This window comes from Gudongella sp. QWL-04 (genome assembly GCF_058683975.1).
Window position 1 is genome coordinate 799,738 of sequence record NZ_CM178754.1, and the last position, 18,415, is coordinate 818,152.

Consider the following 18,415-nt stretch of genomic DNA (forward strand, 5'->3'; position numbering starts at 1 on the left):
CTATGCTTAAGGAGCTCCACATCAGTAATTTTGCCATAATTGAAGATCTGACGATTGAATTTGAGGAGGGCTTCAATCTCCTCACCGGAGAGACAGGCTCAGGTAAATCTATAATTATCGAGGCTCTGGAGCTTGTCCTTGGAGGTAGAGGAAGCCGTGAAATGATTCGAAGCGGCTGTGATAAAGCAGTTGTAGAGGCTATGTTCGCTCTGGACGAAAAATCCAGGGACTTGCTTTCATCACAGGGATTCGAGGCTGAGGACTGGCTGATACTTACAAGAGAGCTTTCCGAAAAATTTCCTAGCGTATCGAGAATAAACGGAAGGCCTGTTACATTATCTACACTTTCCTCGATAACAAAGGGCCTGGTGGATGTATTCGGCCAGCATGAACACCAGTCACTTTTGGATATATCAAACCATATCCGGATACTCGACATGCTCCTCGATACCGAGGGAAGGAATATTATTGCAGAGCTTGCCAGGGATCATGAAAACTACAGAGAGCTTTTAAGGAAGCGCGAGGAGTTGTCTATTTCCTCTCAGGAAAGGGAAAGAGAGCTTGATCTTCTTGAGTTTCAAATCAAGGAAATTGATGAAGCAAATCTCACTCAAGAGGATGACGAGAAGCTTGAGCTGGAATTTAAAAGACTTTTCAATTTGAAGGATATAATCGCTGGAGCTGCTTTGACAGAGGTTGCCATTAGGAGCAGGGAGTACGGACAGGAGGGTGCTCTGGCCCTTTTAGACAGAGCAATAGCCTCCTTGAGAGATATTAAGAAATTCGATGAAAATTTGTTACAGTATAGCAATAAATTGGATTCCTTAAGATATGAGCTTGAAGATATAGGCAGGGAATTATCCCATTATTGTGAATCACAGGAGGTTGACGAGGAAAAGCTTTTCTCCTTGAGGGAGAGACTGGATAAGGTGAACTCACTTAAGAAGAAGTATGGTAATTCAGTTGACCTTATAATGCAGTTCAAGTATAAAACAGAGGATAGAAGAGAAAAGCTTCTCAACCTTGACAAGGAGCTTTCTAAGCTTGACCAAAGTATCCATGCTCTCCAGGCTGAAAGGCTTAAAAAAGCGGAGAGGCTAAGTATTCTGCGAAAAGAGGCAGCAGAGAGTCTGGATCGTAATATGGAGTCAGAGCTCAATTCTCTTAGTATGGGCAACGTCTTGTTTAAGACCTCATTCACCTCGAAGGAGGAGGTAGGCAAATATGGAATCGACAATGTTGAGTTCCTTATATCCACGAACCCAGGCGAGGAACTGAAGCCACTGTCGAGGATAGTGTCAGGCGGTGAAATGTCACGTATAATGCTAGCCTTCAAGGGCATAATCGCTGACAGGGATGGCATACCTGTACTTATATTTGATGAGATAGACACCGGGATCAGCGGAAGGACCGCACAAGTAGTGGGAGAGAAGATCAAAAGGATCGCAGTTAGTCATCAGGTAATTTCCATATCCCACCTTCCTCAAATTGCAGCTCTTGCAGATACCCATTTTGCAATAACCAAGGATTCAGGGGACAAAGGGGTCATAACCCTTGTTAGGAAGCTGTCCAGAGAGGAGCGCATCCAGGAGCTTGCAAGGCTTATAAGCGGAGCCAGTACTACTGAGACGACCCTGAAGCATGCAAGGGAGATGCTTGAGCATTCAAACAAGGTTAATTAAACGACTTTATGTGGTATAATATAAAGATAATCGATGGTTGGGAGGGTCAAAATGACTTACGAAGAAAAAACCATGAAGTGCGACAGAATATATGAGGGCAAAATAGTAAACCTTAGAATAGACACAGTTGAGTTGCCTGACAAGAAGTACTCCAAGCGAGAGATAGTTGAGCATCCGGGAGGAGTTGGTGTGGTTGCATTTGATGAGAATGGCAAGGTCCTGCTGGTAAAGCAGTACAGGAAGGCAACAGGGACAGTTCTTCTGGAGCTGCCGGCAGGTAAGCTTGAAGTCAATGAGGAACCTAGGGAAACCGCCCTCAGAGAGCTAAAGGAGGAGACCGGATATTCTGCTGGCAAGCTTGAATACCTTCTGGAATTCTTCACATCTCCGGGCTTCAGTACAGAGAAGATATACCTCTTCCTTGGAGAGGACTTAACTCCGGGAGAACAGGAGCTTGAGGCCGGCGAATTTATTGACATTGAGTCCTATACCCTTGAGGAACTGAACAGGATGATCAGCAGGGGAGAGATAATGGACAGTAAAACCATAATAGGTATACAGACTGCTGCACAGATAGTAATTAACAGAGCGAAATAGGAGTTTGGAGTTGGCCATGTTTGATAAATGGATCAGTGGGTTTCTAAACTATATATCGAATGAAATGAGCCTTGTGAGAAGCTCTGCTGAAGCATACCTTAGCGACATCAGAGGGTTCCAGGAGTATCTTATGGATCTTAAGCTGAACGAGCCGGGTGATGTAAACAGCACACTCATAATAAGGTATATGCTTAATCTCCAAAGATCAGGGAAGAGTCCTTCCACTATAGCCCGACATCTTTCAAGCATACGTTGTATGTTCCAGTATTTGAGGGATGAGGGGATAATAAAGACTGACCCTACCAGAAACCTTAAGCCACCCCGAAAAGAACGCAGAAATCCGTCTATTCTAACTGAAAACCAGATGGTAAGACTGGTTGAAATGCCATCGGAAGAAAGCGAAAAGGGAGCACGAGACAGGGCTATAATTCAGCTTATGTGCGGAACTGGGCTTAGGGTATCTGAGATCATATCATTGTCGATCGGAGATATTGACCTTAAGGGTAAGGCCATCTCTATAAAAGACAGGTTAGTACCGATGGAATCTGAGCCAAGAGACAGCATCAGTTTTTACATTACGATGTACAGAGCCGACAGTGGACCCGGGCAGCCCCTATTTACAAACAGAAACGGCAGCAGACTTACAAGGCAGGGTCTTTGGAAAATCATAAAGAGCTATGGGAGTGATACTACTCCGCAGAGCATCAGAAACTCGTTTGCGGTACATATGTTGAGCCATGGAGAGGAGCCTGAGAGAGTTGGACAGCTGCTTGGTCATTTGGACCCATTTTCCATACGAGTCTTGACTGAGATTGCGGAAGCATCTCAAGATTGACGAATTATTGAGCTTGACGAAAGCAAGGAGGTAAATATGAGAGCAGTAGATATCATAGAAAAGAAAAAGCATGGTCTGGAGCTCACCAGGGATGAGATTTACTATATCATACACGGCTATACAAAGGGTGAGATACCTGATTATCAGATGTCGGCCTTTCTTATGGCTGTGTATTTTAAGGGTATGACTCCTTCAGAAACATCAAACCTAACTATGAGCTTCGTAGAATCCGGAGATCAGGTAGACCTATCGGCGATCGAAGGTATAAAGGTGGATAAACATTCCACAGGCGGAGTGGGCGATAAGATAAGTCTTATAGTAATACCATTGGTTGCCCTGGCGGGTATTCCAGTCGCAAAAATGAGCGGCAGAGGTCTTGGTCATACAGGCGGTACCATAGATAAGCTGGAGTCGATCCAGGGCTTCAGGACAGAGCTTTCGCCTGATGAATTCGTAAATAACGTGAATAACTATAAAATGGCGATAGTCGGCCAGACTGCCAATCTGACTCCTGCCGATAAAAAGATTTATGCACTGAGGGATGTAACTTCAACTGTTGATTCCATACCGCTCATTGCAAGCTCGATAATGAGCAAGAAAATAGCCTCCGGAGCTGAAGCAATTGTGCTGGACGTAAAGGTAGGCTCCGGAGCATTCATGAAGTCCCTTGATGAGGCAAAATCGTTGGCAAGGACTATGGTGGATATTGGCAACAGCCTTGGCAGAAGGACTATTGCTGTAATAACCAATATGGATCAGCCCCTTGGTCACGAGGTTGGAAACAGTAATGAGGTTATTGAGGCAATAAAGGTCCTCTCAGGCAAGGGAGCTGAGGATGAGACTCAGGTAGCATTGACTATAGCAGCTAATATGTGCGTACTGGGTGGTGCTTATAAAAGCTTTGATGAGGCTTACAGCTCTCTAAAGGCTACTATTGACTCAGGCAGAGCCGTTGAAAAGCTTAAGGAACTGATAAGGATACAGGGCGGCGATCCAAATGTCGTGGAGAATACTACACTTTTACCCCATGCAAAGAGAAGCATTGAGATCAAGGCTTATGAGTCCGGATTTGTCAATGCCATAGATGCTGAAGAAATCGGTGTGACAGCAATGCTTTTAGGTGCGGGCAGAAGGACCAAGGAGGACTCAATAGATTTTGGAGCCGGAATATCACTAAAGAAAAAGCTTGGGGACAGAGTCGAAAAAGGTGATGTGCTTTGCATCCTTCATACTGATTCAGGCGACACAAACGAGGCTGAAAAAAAGGCCATTGAAGCCTATACCATTGCCTCGACGGAACCTGAGAAAGCTCCATATATATTTGCGGTCATTGAATAATGAGTCGGGAAAGAGGTAACTAATGAGCTATTTGATAAGCCTTCCGGGGCTTTTAACTGCAATAATATTTCATGAGCTGGCACACGGCCTTACAGCATACTGGCTGGGTGATCCTACTGCTAAGAATGCAGGAAGGCTTACTTTGAATCCAATCAAGCACATAGATCCCGTGGGATTTTTGTTCATGCTTGTGTTCAGGTTCGGATGGGCAAAGGCTGTGCCAATAAATCCAATGAATTTCAGAAACAGGAAGCTGGATACGATCCTTGTCTCAATAGCTGGAGTCACGGTCAACTTCATACTGGCAATAATCCTCGGCACCGTATTGGTCTATGGGAACATTGCAAATGAAACAGTTCTGGATATCCTCGGCATAGGAATGTGGTACAATATAATGCTGGGTGTGTTTAATCTCTTGCCATTTCCGCCGCTTGACGGGTCAAAGGTTTTGGCAAGCCTTTTGCCTATAAAGCTTGAGTATTATTTTTATAAGTATGAAAGATACTTCTATATAATATTACTAGGGCTGATCGCTACGGATATGGTCCAGAGAATATTGGGACCGTTGGTAAACTTTGCGTATTCATTGATCATCAGGATATTGGTTTAGGAGGCGTGCCTTGAAATACCAGGTTAGTATGGAGGCTTTCGAGGGTCCGCTGGATCTCTTGCTAAGCCTGATAGACAGGAATGAAATAGATATTTATGATATACCTGTTCATGTGGTAACGGAACAGTTCATTGCTCACATCCAGATGTGGGAGGAAATGAACCTGGACGTTGCCAGCGACTTTATTCTCATGGCCGCAACACTCCTAGAGATAAAGTCGAAGATGCTTCTTCCAAAGGACTCAGTCATCATTGACGGGGAGGAGATCGAGGTGGACCCCAGAGAGGAGCTTGTAAAAAGGCTTATCGAGTATAAGCTTTTCAAGGAGATATCCGAGGAGCTTAAACGCAGCGAGGCGATCTACAGCAGAGTCTATTATAAGCCTCAGGAGGATGTAAGCGACTACAGGGATCCCTTTGACGAGCTCAGCAGTGTAGAGCTAAGAGATCTGGTCCAAACCCTGGAATCGATACTTCAGCGCTTCAGGTATGAGAATCCATCAGACCAGATATTCGACCTGGAAAGAGAGGAAATCAGCATGGAGGAATGTGCTGAAGATATAAGGGAGAGATTGAGCTCCCGTAAAGCTCTTAAATTCAGTGAATTGGCAACCATTTGTAAGAGCAGATCCAGGATCATAGCATATTTTCTATCGCTTCTTGAGATGATGAGGATGAGGCTAGTACTTGTAAGGCAGGATATCAGGAATTCAGACTTGATCATAGAGAAAAGGGGTTGAAGCGTCAATGGACGACAGAGAGGCGAAGTCAATAATTGAAGGATTGCTTTTTACCTTCGGAGACCCACTGGAATCCAAGGAGCTTGCCAGAGTGCTGGAGCTGCCCCACAAGGATGTCACAAGGCTGCTTAAGGAGATGAAGGATGAATTTGATTTCAACAGAAGAGGCATCAGACTGATTAAATTCAACGATTCTTATCAGCTTGGAACAAGGCCTGAACACTATCAATGGATCAAATCGATAGTACTTGAGAGGAATACCAAGTCGCTGTCAAATGCCGCTCTGGAAACTTTATCGATTATAGCCTACAGACAGCCGGTGACTAAGACTGAGATAGACCATATAAGGGGAGTAAAAAGCGACAGGAGTATAGAAACTCTAGCAATGAGAAGGCTTGTAAGAGAAACAGGAAGGCTGGATAAGCCCGGCAAGCCGATTCTTTACGGAACAACAGATGAATTTTTAAAATATTTTGGGCTGGAATCATTGGATCAGCTGCCGCCTGTGGACGGCTTGACTGGTGCTGAGTATATAGAAGAATAGGGGGAGAGTTGCATGAGCAAGGAAGGAATAAGGCTTCAAAAATACATGGCTCTTTGCGGCGTTGCTTCCCGCAGGGCTTCAGAGGAACTGATCAAGAACGGTCAGGTTCAGGTTAACGGAAGGGTCGTCCTCGAGATGGGTACGGTGATCGATCCAGATAAGGACAGAATTTCCGTCGATGGTAAGACTGTAAAGCCTGAAAAGAAAAAGGTATATATTATGCTTAACAAGCCTGTAGGGATAGTTACAAGCCTGAAGGATGAGAAGGGAAGAACAGTTGTTACCGACCTCATAGAAGGAGTGGATGAGAGGATCTATCCCGTAGGGAGATTGGACTCGGACACCAGCGGACTGCTTTTGTTGACAAATGACGGTGAGCTGGCATTCAAGCTAACGCATCCCAGCAAGAAGATTTTTAAGAAATATATAGCAATCGTCGAGGGACTTCCAAATAAGGGAGAGCTGGAGAGACTTAGAAATGGCATAAAGATAGATGGTCGGGTCACTTCTAAGGCCAAGGTAAAGGTTTTGAAGAACTTCGGCGAGGATTCGATACTTGAAATTGAGATATTTGAGGGAAGGAACAGACAGGTCAAGAAGATGTGCGAGGCAGTAAATCACCCTGTTAAAAAGCTTAAGAGAGTCGCTTTTGGGGAGCTTCAGCTGGGCGGGCTGGAATCTGGAAACTGGAGACACCTCAATGATGAAGAGCTTGCATTCATAAGATCACTATAAGGAGATATATTTATGCTGGTTTTTAAGGATATAAAAGACAAAGAACAGTTAAATAAATACCTTTTGGAGAATGGAATGGAGCCAAAGGCTTTACATGACAGTATCTATTTTGGCGGTTTTGAGGATGACAAGTTATTTGGCGTATGTGAGGCTTATCTATCGGATGAAGGAGTTTTTCTGGGAGACTGCCATGTTTTGAAGGATCACTCCAACCAAGGTATGGAGGAAGCGATACTTAGATCCCTGTTCAATAAGCTAGAGCTTAATCAAATTGACTATATATACAGTAAGGATACAAGTGATCTTCTGAAAAAGATAGGATTCAAGGACTGTCCCGAAGGCTACAGACTTGACCTTAAAAGGCTTTTCAACGGTGGCTGCAGCTGCTGCGGAGGTGAAGCTCATGAGGAGTGAAAAGCTCAATAATGCCGTCCAGTTTACTGAGCTTATAATCAAGAGCTATGTTAAGGCAGGAAATGTATGTATCGACGCAACTGCCGGAAACGGAAACGACACTGAGATACTGGCCACAGCTGTGGGGCAGGGAGGCAGGGTATATGCCTTCGACATTCAAGAAGAAGCTATCGAAGCTACACGATTCAGATTGGGAGCCAAAGGGCTTCTTGAAAGAGTGGTCCTTATAAATGACAGTCATGAAAGGATCATGGAGCATGTCAGTGAGGAAGCAGATTTTATAATTTATAACCTGGGATATCTTCCCGGAGGGGACAAATCTCTTTCCACAACCAAGGAAACAACTCTGGAAAGCTTGCAGCAGGCTCTGACCTTGCTTACACCAGCAGGGTTAATGGCTATAACCTGTTATAGAGGTCATGAAGGCGGCGAGGAAGAGTATAAGGCGGTAATGGAGTTTGTTTCACAGCTGGACCAGATAAAATACAATGCTTTTAGATTTGAATTTTTAAACCAAAAAAATGCTCCGCCTGTTGTAATAGGCGTTGAAATGAGGGGAGTGGCATAATGGCAAAGGTAAAAATAATGGAAACTGCATTCAGGGATGCTCATCAGTCCTTGATTGCCACAAGAATGAGTACTAAGGATATGATCCCAATAGCCGAGAAGCTTGACAGGGTTGGATACCATTCTCTTGAGGTATGGGGAGGGGCCACTTTTGACTCCTGTCTGAGGTTCCTAAACGAAGACCCCTGGGACAGGCTGAGACAACTTAGAAAGGCATTCAAGAATACTAAGCTGCAGATGCTTCTTAGAGGTCAGAATCTTTTAGGATACAAGCATTATCCGGACGATGTGGTGGAGGAGTTTGTCAAAAAAGCCATTGAGAATGGAATTGACATAGTCAGAGTCTTCGATGCACTGAATGACCTGAGAAATCTTGAGACATCCATAAAGGCTACTAAGAAGTATGGAGGACACGCTCAGGGAGCTATTTCCTATACTGTCAGTCCTGTACACAACAACGAGTACTACGTACAGCTGGCAAAGGACCTGGCTGATATGGGAGTCGACTCAATATGCATCAAGGACATGTCAGGGATACTTCTTCCATATCCTGCATACGAGCTTACTAAATCCATAAAGGCAGCTGTAGATCTGCCACTTGAAATACATTCCCACTTTACCAGCGGAGTTGCCAATCAGACCTATATGAAGGCGATCGAAGCCGGGGCAGATATAGTCGACACAGCAATATCGCCGCTTGGGAACGGAACAAGCCAGCCTGCAACTGAGCCAATGATAGTATCTCTTCAAGGAACAGAGTATGCTCCGGATATGGACCTGGATTTGCTTCTCGAGATATCAGATTACTTCAGGGAGCTTAGGGACAAATACCTAGCCCAAGGATTGCTGGACGTTAAGATGCTTAATGTAGACGTAAACACTCTTAAATATCAGGTTCCGGGAGGCATGCTGTCCAATCTTGTGTCTCAGCTTAAGGCGCAGGGCAAGGAGCATATGTATGATGAGGTATTAAAGGAAATACCTAGAGTCAGGGAGGATTTTGGGTATCCGCCACTTGTGACGCCGATGAGTCAGATGGTCGGGACAACTGCAGTATTCAATGTTATCCTTGGAGAAAGATATAAGATGGTCCCCACAGAATCAAAGAACTACGTTAAAGGACTGTACGGAAAGCCTGCAGCACCTATCTCAGAGGAAATAAGGAAGAAGATAATCGGGGACGAAGAGGTTTTCGAGGGAAGGCCTGCTGATCTTTTGGAACCGCAGCTTGAAAATTACAGAAATGAGATAAAGGAATACCTTGAGCAGGATGAGGACGTGCTGAGCTATGCGCTGTTCCCTCAGGTTGCCATACCGTTCTTCAAGCAAAGACTTGCAGAGAAATACAGGATCGAGACTGACCTTTTAAACCAGGAAGAAAAGACTCATCCAGTTTAAAATATTATAAATTTGACAAGGTTTTTTTATAGCCTTGTCTTTTTTTTGTCAAGAAAACCTCTCAAATGTTGTTATTTTCTATCGTTTGCAAGTATACTTGCAAATATTTTTTATTATGTACGAACATGAAAGAAATCTTGCAAAAACTTTGTCTGTTTGATATCATAAGATTAGAAAGGAATGAGTAATCTGTGGGAGGGAAAACCATGTCAGACAAGAAGGATAAGATCGTAACCGTTGATAAGGAATGGTGCAAGGGCTGCGGCATTTGCGTCGCATTCTGCCCGAAAAGCGTTCTTGCGATAGAAAATGGTAAGGTTGAGATAAAGAATATTGATGCTTGCATACAGTGCGGCCAGTGTGAACTGAGATGTCCTGATTATGCGATTTATTTGGGAGGTAAATAGCTATGGCGATCAAATTGATGCAGGGAAATGAAGCATGCGTTGCCGGAGCATTGAAGGCAGGAATGAAGTTTTACGCCGGTTATCCGATAACTCCCTCTACTGAAATAGCGGAGCTTTCTGCAGAGGCGCTTCCAAAGGTCGGCGGCAAGTTTATACAGATGGAGGATGAAATTGGAGGGATCGCTGCAGCGTTGGGAGGATCTCTTGCAGGACTTAAATCAATGACGGCAACCTCAGGACCGGGATTCAGCCTGAAACAGGAGAATATTGGATATGGGATCATTACGGAGACGCCCCTTGTTATTGTAAACGTTCAAAGAAGCGGGCCAAGTACAGGACTCCCAACATCCCCGGCACAGGGAGACATAATGCAGGCTAGATGGGGAACTCACGGTGATCATTCAATAATTGCCCTTTACCCATCCTCAGTAAAAGAAATATATTATACTACCATAAGAGCGTTCAACCTGGCAGAGAAATATAGAACACCGGTAATACTTCTTCTTGACGAAATTATTGGACATATGAGAGAGAAAATCGAGATCCCTGAAAACGATCCAGTAGAGATCTACGATCGTAAGAAACCTTCTGTAGGTCCAGATGAATACAAAGCATATAAGGTGCCTGAAGGTGCAATAGTCCCCGAAATGGCTCCATTTGGAACAGGTTACAGATTCCACGTTACAGGACTTGTCCACGATGAAACCGGATTCCCTTCAGGAAATGAGCAGGTTGCAGAAAAACTCCTTAATCGTCTTATGGACAAGATAGAGGACAACATAGATGATATAGTTACTTATGACGAGTACATGATGGAGGATGCAGAGATCGGCATAGTATCCTTTGGAGCAATTGCCAGATCCTCAATGGCGGCTATTGACACGCTGAGAGAGCAGGGGATCAAGGTTGGACTGTTCAGACCTGTAACTATCTGGCCGTCACCAGAGAAACGGCTCTCTGAGCTTGCAGAGAAGCTTTCATGTATGTATGTAGTAGAGCTTAATGCAGGGCAATACTTCCTCGAAGTGGACAGGATAGCAGGTAAGAAATGCAGAATAGAGAAATATGGGAAATTCAACGGCGATATAATCACTCCTGAGGAGATCGTCGCGTTTATAAAGGAGGACCAAAATGCCTAGTGAACTGGTTAAAGAATATTTTAGAACTCAAAATCTAGCCCATATTTGGTGTCCAGGCTGTGGAAATGGAATCGTAACAAGGGCGATTGTAAAGGCAATAGATGCTCTGGGATTGAAAAAAGACGATGTATGCATAGTATCGGGAATAGGCTGCTCCTCCAGAGCTCCCGGATATCTTGACTTCAACACCCTTCACACAACTCATGGAAGGGCTCTGGCTTTTGCAACCGGGGTCAAACTTGCAAACCCTAAGCTAACAGTCATTGTAATAACAGGCGACGGGGATTCATCTGCAATCGGAGGCAACCATTTGATCCATGCCTGTAGAAGAAACATAGATATAACTACGATCGTATTCAATAACAATACCTACGGCATGACTGGCGGGCAGTTCTCTCCAACAACACCAACCGGTGACAAGGGAACTACGGCTCCCTATGGAAGCGTCGATCCAAATTTCGATCTTTGCAACCTGGCACAGGCTGCCGGAGCTTCCTACGTAGCAAGGGGAACCATATATGCAGCCAATGCTTTAGAGAAGAATATTCAAGAAGCCATACAAAACAAAGGTTTTTCTTTTGTGGAAGCAATGTCTACCTGCCCAACCTACTATGGCAGAAAGAATAAGAAGGGTACAGCAGTAGATATGGTTGAATACCTTAAGGACCATGCGATAATGAAGGCAGCATGGGACAAGCTTCCTGAGGAGAAAAAGGAAGGAAAGTTCGTAGTCGGAAAGCTGCACCATATAGAAAGACCTGAGTATACAGAGCAGTATGATAGACTTATAGATAGAGTAAGGAAGGTGGATTAGGATGAAGCGTTGGGAAATGAGATTGTCAGGCTCTGGAGGACAGGGTTTGATCACAGGGGGAATCATTCTTGCAGAGGCAGCTATACTTGACGGCAAGAATGCGCTGCAGTCACAGTCCTACGGACCTGAGGCCAGAGGCGGAGCCAGTAAGGCAGAGGTAATCATAAGCGATTCAGAGATAACCTTCCCGAAGGTTGAGGAATGTAACTTCATGCTTTCTCTGACACAACTGTCATGTGACAAATATCTAAAGAATCTTGAACCCGGTGGAATACTCGTCATCGATTCAACTGTTGAAATGCCTGGAAGAGAGGATATTAAAATATTCAGGATCCCAATACTTTCAACCGCTGAGGAAAAGCTGGGCAAGCCTATGGTTGCAAATATAGTTGCTCTTGGAGCTATAAATAAAATCACAGGTCTTGTGTCTGAGGAAGCACTTGAGAAGGCAGTTCTTTCAAGAGTGCCTAAAGGAACTGAGGAATTGAATAAAAAAGCCCTTTTTGAGGGCTATAATCTAGTATCATAGAGGGGCTGTTAGACTATGATCAGCAGTCAGAACGTTATTAAAATCATACAGGACAGCTATGCCAGACTCAGCAAGGGACAAAAAATCATTGCAGAGTATATGATAAACCATTATGACAAGGCTGCCTTTATGACAGCGGCTTCCCTTGGCGCAATCCTTGGAGTTAGTGAATCGACGGTAGTAAGGTTTGCCAACGCTATTGGATATGATGGATACAAGGAGCTTCAAAAGGAGCTTCAGGAGGTTATCAGGAATAAGCTGACCACAGTCCAAAGACTTAGCCTGTCCGATGAATTCACAAAGAATGAAAACTCAATCTCCAGAGTAATTGAAAAGGACATCGATAATCTTAAAAAGACATTGTCTGATATTGACTTTGGAAATTTCCACAAGGCTGTGGAGTTTGTAGCTTCAAGCAGAAAGATATATATAATGGGGTTAAGGAGTTCATCCTTTCTCTCCGGATACCTTGCCTTTTACTTAAACTTTATTTTTGACAACGTAAGGCTGGTAGAACCGGGGGCTAACGACATCTTTGAGCAACTGGCCAAGGTGGGAAAGGATGATGTCATAATCTGCATTACCTACCCAAGGTACTCAAAAAGAACCCTTGAGGCTATGGAGTATGCAATGACGAAGGGCTGCAAGGTCATAAGCTTTACAGACAGCCTTATTTCTCCGGCGGCATCCAAGGCGCACCTTACACTGATAGCAAGGAGTGACATGCTGTCGTTTGTGGATTCACTTGTGGCACCGATGAGCTTGATCAATGCATTTATCATTGCAGTTTCCAGCATAAAGGATGAGGATATCACACCATATTTCGAGGAGCTTGAGAACGTCTGGAAGAAATATAGTATATACGACGAGAACAATCAATAGTAAAATTACCAGAGCCTGCATATTTATAGAGTGCAGGCTTAAATATTATGATTATAGTCATATCTAATAATATCATAAATGATAAGCATTACTGCTCATTTTTTGTTATACTATTCCTAATAAGGAGGAAGGTATATGACTACAAGAGTTGGCGTTATCGGAGGAGGCCCTGCAGGTATCATGGCAGCAGGAGCGGCAGCCGGGAGGGGACATGACGTTACCCTGATAGAGAAAAACAAACAGCTTGGCAAAAAGCTTTTCATAACAGGCAAGGGGAGATGCAATATCACAAATGCTGCTCCAATCGATGAGTTTTTTGATAACATAATTAGCAACAAGGAATTCTTATACAGCAGTCTTTATACATTCGATAACGAGGCCATTATAAGGCTACTGGAGAGCTACGGATTGCAAACGAAGGTAGAAAGAGGGAATAGAGTCTTTCCTGAGAGCGATAAATCCAGTGACGTTATAAAGGCATTTCAAAGATATCTGGAGCATATGGGAGCGGATATACTTCTGAATTCCAAGGTCAGTCATGTCTACATGGAGGATAATGCCTTCATGGTAGTATTGACTACCGGCGAAAAAATGCAGTTTGACAAGCTGGTAATCGCAACTGGAGGAGCCAGTTATCCAGCTACAGGATCCGAGGGTGACGGGTACAAGCTGGCAAGGGCTTTTGGGCATACTGTAACTGCATTAAAGCCATCCCTGGTCCCGATTGAGCTTGAGGAACCGTGGCTTAAGGATTTGATGGGATTATCACTCAAGAACGTTACTTTAAGAGCCTTCAATGGTAATAAGCTTATTCATGAAGAGTTTGGAGAAATGATATTTACACATTTCGGAATATCCGGGCCTATTGTTCTTACAATGAGCAATCATATCAACAGACTTAAAAATAAGCCTGTGCTTACTCTTGATCTGAAGCCTGCACTTGATGATGAGACACTGGATAACAGACTATTGAGGGATTTTCAGGAATATACTAATAAACAGTTAAAAAATGCCCTGAATGATCTTTTGCCTCAAAAACTTATACCTTTGGTAATAGAGGTTTCAGGTATATATCCCGAAAAGACTGTTCATCAAATAACTCGGGAAGAACGAAGCAGACTTCTTACAGCCATGAAGTCATTTCCCTTACAGTTCAAAGGATTCAGACCGCTGGATGAAGCGATCGTTACGTCGGGAGGCATCAAGGTCCAGGAGATCAACCCATCGACCATGGAGTCCAGGATAGTTCCCGGGTTGTACTTTGCCGGTGAGATAATGGACATCGATGCTCTAACTGGCGGATATAATCTTCAAATCGCATATTCTACCGGCTATTTGGCTGGAATTAATGTATAAATAGCTTGTTTACCTACGCACGATATTATATAATTATAAAGGAGAGTTTGTATGAGTGTAGTATCTATACGAGGGGCTATTACTGTTGAGGAGAACACCCGGGAGGCTATCCTGGATGGAACTTTGGAGCTATTGGGGAAGATTGAGGAAGAAAACCATCTGCAAAGAGACAGGGTCGTCAGCATGTTTTTTTCTGCCACCGGAGATTTGGACAAGGCATACCCTGCGAAAGCCGCCAGGGATATGGGATATGTAAATTGTGGACTTATGTGTTTTGCTGAGATGGCTGTGGAAGGCAGCCTTGAAAAATGCATTCGGATTATGATTTTATATGATTCCGATGAAGGACAAGTCAGCGTCCGTCATGTCTATCTCAAAGATGCCAGAGGCCTCAGGCCTGACTTAGCTACTTGATACAAACCACCCAAGGGTGGTTATTTCTTTTTAGGAGGCACCGAAATGAAGCATGTTTCAATAGCCATAGACGGTCCTGCTGGAGCAGGAAAAAGCACGGTAGCAAAGATAGTAGCCGAAAAGCTAGGCTTCCAGTATATAGATACCGGAGCGATGTATCGAGCGTATACTCTCAAAATATTGGATAGCGGTATAGATCCCACAGATGAGGGAAGGGTATTGACCCTTCTTGAATCTACAAATATAGATTTCAGGGATAACAGAATATTTCTCGACGAAGCTCCTGTTGATGAGGAGATCCGCGAGGGAAGGATCACAAGAAACGTGTCCTATATAGCAAGCTACAAGGCTGTAAGGGAGAAGATGGTAAGACTTCAGCAGGACATGAGCACCAGAAAGTCTGTTGTGATGGACGGAAGAGATATAACTACGGTCGTGCTTCCTGATGCAGATTTTAAGTTTTTCGTTACTGCAACCGCAGAGGAAAGAGGCAGAAGGAGATACCTTGAGCTAATTGGAAAGGGCGTTGAGGGGATCACTCTTGAGGACACGATTGCGGATATCAAAAGACGGGATACATTCGACAGCACTAGAGAGGAGTCCCCTTTAACAAAAACAGAGGATTCATATCTGGTGGATACGACTCATATGACCATAGAAGAGGCAGTGGAGCATATAATTGCTATTGTAAACAATAAAAACTACATGGTAGATGAGTCAAAAAACCAATTGGAGTAAAGGGGGGAGAATTGGATTGTTCTATACTTTGGTCAAAGCAATTGCCTTTGTCCTATTTAAAATCGTCTTCAGAGTAAGGGTGACCGGAGCATCCAATGTACCTTCTGAAGGAAGACTGGTATTGTGTGCGAATCATAAGAGCAACTGGGATCCCATTGTCCTTGCAGCTTTTTTCCCGAGAAAAATTGCCTGGATGGGCAAAAAGGAGCTTTTCGAAAATAAAATCCTTGCAAAACCTTTGTCCTGGCTGGGCGTATTTCCTGTAGACAGACAGATTGCTGACATATCTGCGGTAAAAACAGCTCTAAGAATATTAAAGGATGAAAGAGTGCTTGGAATATTCCCTGAGGGTACAAGAGTGAAGGAGTTTATGCCTGATAATGCCAAAGCGGGAGTGGCTCTATTGGCAATAAAGGCAAAGGCTCCGGTGCTTCCGGTCTTTATAAGAAGCACCTATAAGCTATTTGAACCTGTTGAGATCATCATAGGCACTCCGGAGGATTATGCAGCAAACAATCCTGGAAAGCTTGAAAATGAAAAATATACAGAAATAAGTCAGGATATCCTGACAAGGATTTATACGTTGGGAGGTTAGACTTTGGAAATAATTGTAGCATCAAATGCTGGATTCTGCTTCGGTGTTGATCGAGCCGTCAAAATGACTCTCGAAGAACTTGAAAAGGATGGCGAAAGGGTATTCTCCTATGGACCTTTGATCCATAATCCTCAGGCTGTGACAGAGCTTGAAGAAAAAGGCCTCACCACTCTTGAGAGCTTTGAAGATCTTGAGAAGGGGAGACTCATTTTCAGATCACATGGAGTTCCAGAAGCAGTGCAAAAGAAAGCAGAGCAGATGGGTCTTGCAGTAGTCGATTGTACTTGCCCTTATGTAAAGGCAGTTCATAAGCGAGTAAAGACTTACTATGATAATGGCTACAAAATAGTAATTGTAGGAGATCCTGAACACCCAGAGGTTATAGGAATTAATGGTTGGTGCAATGACCAGGCATTCATAATAAATTCAGAGGAAGAAGCAAGGAAGCTGCCAAGATTTGAAAAAGTATGTGTAGTATCACAGACAACTAACAGACTTGAAAAGTTTCAGCTTTTAACTCATATCATCAAAGAAAAATCTAAAGAAGCAGAGGTATTCAATACTATCTGCAACGCCACGAGAACAAGGCAGGATTCAGCTGCAGAGCTGGCTCAAAGAGTTGATGCCATGATAGTGATTGGTGGAAAAACCAGCTCAAACACAACCAAGCTTGCTGAAATCAGCAGGAAGTACTGCAATAATGTTTATCTTATAGAAACTGTGGAAGAATTAGCTTTACAAGAGCTACAAAATTTTAATACAATAGGAATAACCGCAGGTGCTTCAACACCTGATCGGATAATTAAGGAGGCTGTTAAGGTAATGGAGAACTACAACAAAGATGAGATGATGGAAGCAATCGAGAGCTCGTTTAAGAGAATCAACAGGGGAGAGGTCCTCAAAGGAACTGTGCTCTACGTAACAAACAACGAGGTAATGGTCAATATCAATTACAAAAGCGATGGTATAATAACAAGAGATGAGCTGTCAAAGGATGGCGATGTAAATCCGAAGGATCTATTCAAGGTTGGCGACGAAATAGACGTGTTTGTAGTAAAGCTTGACGATGGTGAAGGGAACGTTGTTCTTTCAGCTAAGAGGGTAGGCTTTATTAAGGATTGGGAGGTTCTCGAGGAATCCTTCAAAAATGAAGAAATCGTAGAGGCTAAGGTTATAAACGCGGTAAAGGGCGGTCTGACCGTTATGGTAAACAGCGTCAACGGATTTATGCCAGCATCACAGATATCAATGAACTACGTTTCCGATTTGAATCAGTTCAAGGGTAAGACTCTTAGGGCTAAAATAATTGATTTCGATATCCAGAAGAGAAGGATGATCCTATCCAGAAAAGCGATCGAAAAAACTGAGTCAGATGCAAAGAGAAAAGCTCTTTGGGAAACTATAGAAGTAGGCAAGACTCTGGCAGGTACTGTTCAAAGACTTACAGACTTTGGAGCCTTTGTAGATCTTGGCGGGATAGATGGACTTATCCATATTTCTGACCTTGCATGGTTCAGAGTTAAGCATCCATCAGATGTCCTTAAAGAAGGCGATAAGGTAGAGGTAAAGGTACTGGCTTTCGATATGGATAAAAACAGAATATCACTAGGCTTGAAGCAAACTACTGAAGAGCCATGGGAAGTGTTCGTAAGAGACTATAAGGTCGGTGACGTTATAGAAGGAGAGATCGTAAACATTCTTGACTTTGGTGCATTCGTAAGAGTGATAAAGGGAGTCGACGGATTGCTTCACGTATCCCAAATTTCCAAGGAGCATGTTGAAAAGCCTTCTGACGTGTTAAAACTTGGTCAAAAGCTTATGGTGAAGATAACTGAGATAAACGAAGCTGACAAGAAGATCAGTCTAAGTGCCAAGGATGCAATGGAGGACTCAGAAGAACCAGCAGAGGTAGAAGAAGCAGTCGAAGCTTCTGAGGAACCGATAGTTGAGGAAGCAGTTGTTGAAGAAGCTATAGCAGAAGAGCCAGCTGTCTCTGATGATGAGGAAACTAAGTAATCGTGATCGAACATTCCAAATGGGTTAAATTAATTTTTAACCCATTTTCTTTTATGAGGAGGGATG

21 protein-coding genes are annotated in these 18,415 nt (G+C 43.6%); all 21 read left to right on the forward strand.

Annotated elements, in window-relative coordinates; genetic code table 11:
- The first annotated feature begins 2 nt into the window (after positions 1–2).
- Positions 3–1,682, forward strand: coding sequence for a DNA repair protein RecN (gene recN, locus AC4PHB_RS04045; protein ID WP_492137362.1), 1,680 nt, complete (start codon positions 3–5; stop codon positions 1,680–1,682).
- A gap of 51 nt (positions 1,683–1,733) precedes the next feature.
- Complete coding sequence (locus AC4PHB_RS04050; RefSeq protein WP_492137363.1) at positions 1,734–2,279, forward strand: NUDIX hydrolase; 546 nt, start codon at positions 1,734–1,736, stop codon at positions 2,277–2,279.
- 16 nt (positions 2,280–2,295) lie between these two features.
- Positions 2,296–3,114, forward strand: a complete 819-nt coding sequence (locus AC4PHB_RS04055) for a tyrosine-type recombinase/integrase (protein ID WP_492137364.1) — start codon at positions 2,296–2,298, stop codon at positions 3,112–3,114.
- Between the two features lie 36 nt (positions 3,115–3,150).
- Positions 3,151–4,452 carry a pyrimidine-nucleoside phosphorylase gene (locus AC4PHB_RS04060; RefSeq protein ID WP_492137365.1) on the forward strand — a complete coding sequence of 434 codons (1,302 nt, stop codon included), beginning with the start codon at positions 3,151–3,153 and terminating at the stop codon, positions 4,450–4,452.
- Positions 4,453–4,474: 22 nt separating this feature from the next.
- Positions 4,475–5,062 (forward strand): site-2 protease family protein, encoded by a 588-nt coding sequence (locus AC4PHB_RS04065; RefSeq protein ID WP_492137366.1) that lies wholly within the window; start codon positions 4,475–4,477, stop codon positions 5,060–5,062.
- A gap of 10 nt (positions 5,063–5,072) precedes the next feature.
- Positions 5,073–5,801 carry a segregation and condensation protein A gene (locus tag AC4PHB_RS04070; protein ID WP_492137367.1) on the forward strand — a complete coding sequence of 243 codons (729 nt, stop codon included), beginning with the start codon at positions 5,073–5,075 and terminating at the stop codon, positions 5,799–5,801.
- Between the two features lie 7 nt (positions 5,802–5,808).
- A complete protein-coding gene (gene scpB, locus AC4PHB_RS04075) occupies positions 5,809–6,345 on the forward strand; it encodes an SMC-Scp complex subunit ScpB (RefSeq protein ID WP_492137368.1) in 537 nt (178 codons plus the stop codon).
- A 27-nt stretch (positions 6,346–6,372) separates the two neighbouring features.
- Positions 6,373–7,080, forward strand: a complete 708-nt coding sequence (locus tag AC4PHB_RS04080) for a pseudouridine synthase (RefSeq protein WP_492137740.1) — start codon at positions 6,373–6,375, stop codon at positions 7,078–7,080.
- 12 nt (positions 7,081–7,092) lie between these two features.
- Positions 7,093–7,494, forward strand: a complete 402-nt coding sequence (locus AC4PHB_RS04085) for a hypothetical protein (protein ID WP_492137369.1) — start codon at positions 7,093–7,095, stop codon at positions 7,492–7,494.
- Positions 7,484–8,062 (forward strand): tRNA 5-(aminomethyl)-2-thiouridylate-methyltransferase MnmM, encoded by a 579-nt coding sequence (mnmM, locus tag AC4PHB_RS04090; protein WP_492137370.1) that lies wholly within the window; start codon positions 7,484–7,486, stop codon positions 8,060–8,062. Before AC4PHB_RS04085 ends, mnmM begins: the two co-directional genes overlap by 11 nt.
- Complete coding sequence (locus tag AC4PHB_RS04095) at positions 8,062–9,459, forward strand: oxaloacetate decarboxylase subunit alpha (protein ID WP_492137371.1); 1,398 nt, start codon at positions 8,062–8,064, stop codon at positions 9,457–9,459. The genes mnmM and AC4PHB_RS04095 overlap by 1 nt, the downstream gene beginning before the upstream one ends.
- 206 nt (positions 9,460–9,665) lie before the next feature.
- Positions 9,666–9,866 (forward strand): 4Fe-4S binding protein, encoded by a 201-nt coding sequence (locus tag AC4PHB_RS04100; protein ID WP_128425928.1) that lies wholly within the window; start codon positions 9,666–9,668, stop codon positions 9,864–9,866.
- A gap of 2 nt (positions 9,867–9,868) precedes the next feature.
- A complete protein-coding gene (locus tag AC4PHB_RS04105; protein WP_492137372.1) occupies positions 9,869–11,005 on the forward strand; it encodes a 2-oxoacid:acceptor oxidoreductase subunit alpha in 1,137 nt (378 codons plus the stop codon).
- A complete protein-coding gene (locus tag AC4PHB_RS04110) occupies positions 10,998–11,819 on the forward strand; it encodes a 2-oxoacid:ferredoxin oxidoreductase subunit beta (RefSeq protein ID WP_492137373.1) in 822 nt (273 codons plus the stop codon). The genes AC4PHB_RS04105 and AC4PHB_RS04110 overlap by 8 nt, the downstream gene beginning before the upstream one ends.
- A gap of 1 nt (position 11,820) precedes the next feature.
- Complete coding sequence (locus tag AC4PHB_RS04115) at positions 11,821–12,348, forward strand: 2-oxoacid:acceptor oxidoreductase family protein (protein ID WP_492137374.1); 528 nt, start codon at positions 11,821–11,823, stop codon at positions 12,346–12,348.
- A 15-nt stretch (positions 12,349–12,363) separates the two neighbouring features.
- The gene (locus tag AC4PHB_RS04120) at positions 12,364–13,230 is read left to right on the forward strand and encodes a MurR/RpiR family transcriptional regulator (RefSeq protein WP_492137375.1); all 867 of its coding nucleotides are present in this window, start codon (positions 12,364–12,366) and stop codon (positions 13,228–13,230) included.
- Positions 13,231–13,365: 135 nt separating this feature from the next.
- On the forward strand, positions 13,366–14,586 hold the full coding sequence (locus AC4PHB_RS04125; RefSeq protein ID WP_492137376.1) for a BaiN/RdsA family NAD(P)/FAD-dependent oxidoreductase: 1,221 nt from the start codon (positions 13,366–13,368) through the stop codon (positions 14,584–14,586).
- A 51-nt stretch (positions 14,587–14,637) separates the two neighbouring features.
- Positions 14,638–15,000, forward strand: coding sequence for a chorismate mutase (aroH, locus tag AC4PHB_RS04130; RefSeq protein ID WP_492137377.1), 363 nt, complete (start codon positions 14,638–14,640; stop codon positions 14,998–15,000).
- 45 nt (positions 15,001–15,045) lie between these two features.
- Complete coding sequence (gene cmk, locus AC4PHB_RS04135; RefSeq protein WP_492137378.1) at positions 15,046–15,738, forward strand: (d)CMP kinase; 693 nt, start codon at positions 15,046–15,048, stop codon at positions 15,736–15,738.
- A 16-nt stretch (positions 15,739–15,754) separates the two neighbouring features.
- Positions 15,755–16,333, forward strand: coding sequence for a lysophospholipid acyltransferase family protein (locus AC4PHB_RS04140; protein ID WP_492137379.1), 579 nt, complete (start codon positions 15,755–15,757; stop codon positions 16,331–16,333).
- Positions 16,334–16,336: 3 nt separating this feature from the next.
- A complete protein-coding gene (locus AC4PHB_RS04145; protein ID WP_492137380.1) occupies positions 16,337–18,349 on the forward strand; it encodes a bifunctional 4-hydroxy-3-methylbut-2-enyl diphosphate reductase/30S ribosomal protein S1 in 2,013 nt (670 codons plus the stop codon).
- Positions 18,350–18,415 lie beyond the last annotated feature (66 nt).

Excerpts from the sequence above, each read along its gene's own strand:
- recN (WP_492137362.1), top strand. The coding sequence starts at position 3 with ATGCTTAAGGAGCTCCACATCAGTAATTTTGCCATAATTGAAGATCTG.
- AC4PHB_RS04050 (WP_492137363.1), top strand. The coding sequence starts at position 1,734 with ATGACTTACGAAGAAAAAACCATGAAGTGCGACAGAATATATGAGGGC.
- AC4PHB_RS04055 (WP_492137364.1), top strand. The coding sequence starts at position 2,296 with ATGTTTGATAAATGGATCAGTGGGTTTCTAAACTATATATCGAATGAA.
- AC4PHB_RS04060 (WP_492137365.1), top strand. The coding sequence starts at position 3,151 with ATGAGAGCAGTAGATATCATAGAAAAGAAAAAGCATGGTCTGGAGCTC.
- AC4PHB_RS04065 (WP_492137366.1), top strand. The coding sequence starts at position 4,475 with ATGAGCTATTTGATAAGCCTTCCGGGGCTTTTAACTGCAATAATATTT.
- scpB (WP_492137368.1), top strand. The coding sequence starts at position 5,809 with ATGGACGACAGAGAGGCGAAGTCAATAATTGAAGGATTGCTTTTTACC.
- AC4PHB_RS04085 (WP_492137369.1), top strand. The coding sequence starts at position 7,093 with ATGCTGGTTTTTAAGGATATAAAAGACAAAGAACAGTTAAATAAATAC.
- mnmM (WP_492137370.1), top strand. The coding sequence starts at position 7,484 with ATGAGGAGTGAAAAGCTCAATAATGCCGTCCAGTTTACTGAGCTTATA.
- AC4PHB_RS04095 (WP_492137371.1), top strand. The coding sequence starts at position 8,062 with ATGGCAAAGGTAAAAATAATGGAAACTGCATTCAGGGATGCTCATCAG.
- AC4PHB_RS04100 (WP_128425928.1), top strand. The coding sequence starts at position 9,666 with ATGTCAGACAAGAAGGATAAGATCGTAACCGTTGATAAGGAATGGTGC.
- AC4PHB_RS04105 (WP_492137372.1), top strand. The coding sequence starts at position 9,869 with ATGGCGATCAAATTGATGCAGGGAAATGAAGCATGCGTTGCCGGAGCA.
- AC4PHB_RS04110 (WP_492137373.1), top strand. The coding sequence starts at position 10,998 with ATGCCTAGTGAACTGGTTAAAGAATATTTTAGAACTCAAAATCTAGCC.
- AC4PHB_RS04115 (WP_492137374.1), top strand. The coding sequence starts at position 11,821 with ATGAAGCGTTGGGAAATGAGATTGTCAGGCTCTGGAGGACAGGGTTTG.
- AC4PHB_RS04120 (WP_492137375.1), top strand. The coding sequence starts at position 12,364 with ATGATCAGCAGTCAGAACGTTATTAAAATCATACAGGACAGCTATGCC.
- AC4PHB_RS04125 (WP_492137376.1), top strand. The coding sequence starts at position 13,366 with ATGACTACAAGAGTTGGCGTTATCGGAGGAGGCCCTGCAGGTATCATG.
- aroH (WP_492137377.1), top strand. The coding sequence starts at position 14,638 with ATGAGTGTAGTATCTATACGAGGGGCTATTACTGTTGAGGAGAACACC.
- cmk (WP_492137378.1), top strand. The coding sequence starts at position 15,046 with ATGAAGCATGTTTCAATAGCCATAGACGGTCCTGCTGGAGCAGGAAAA.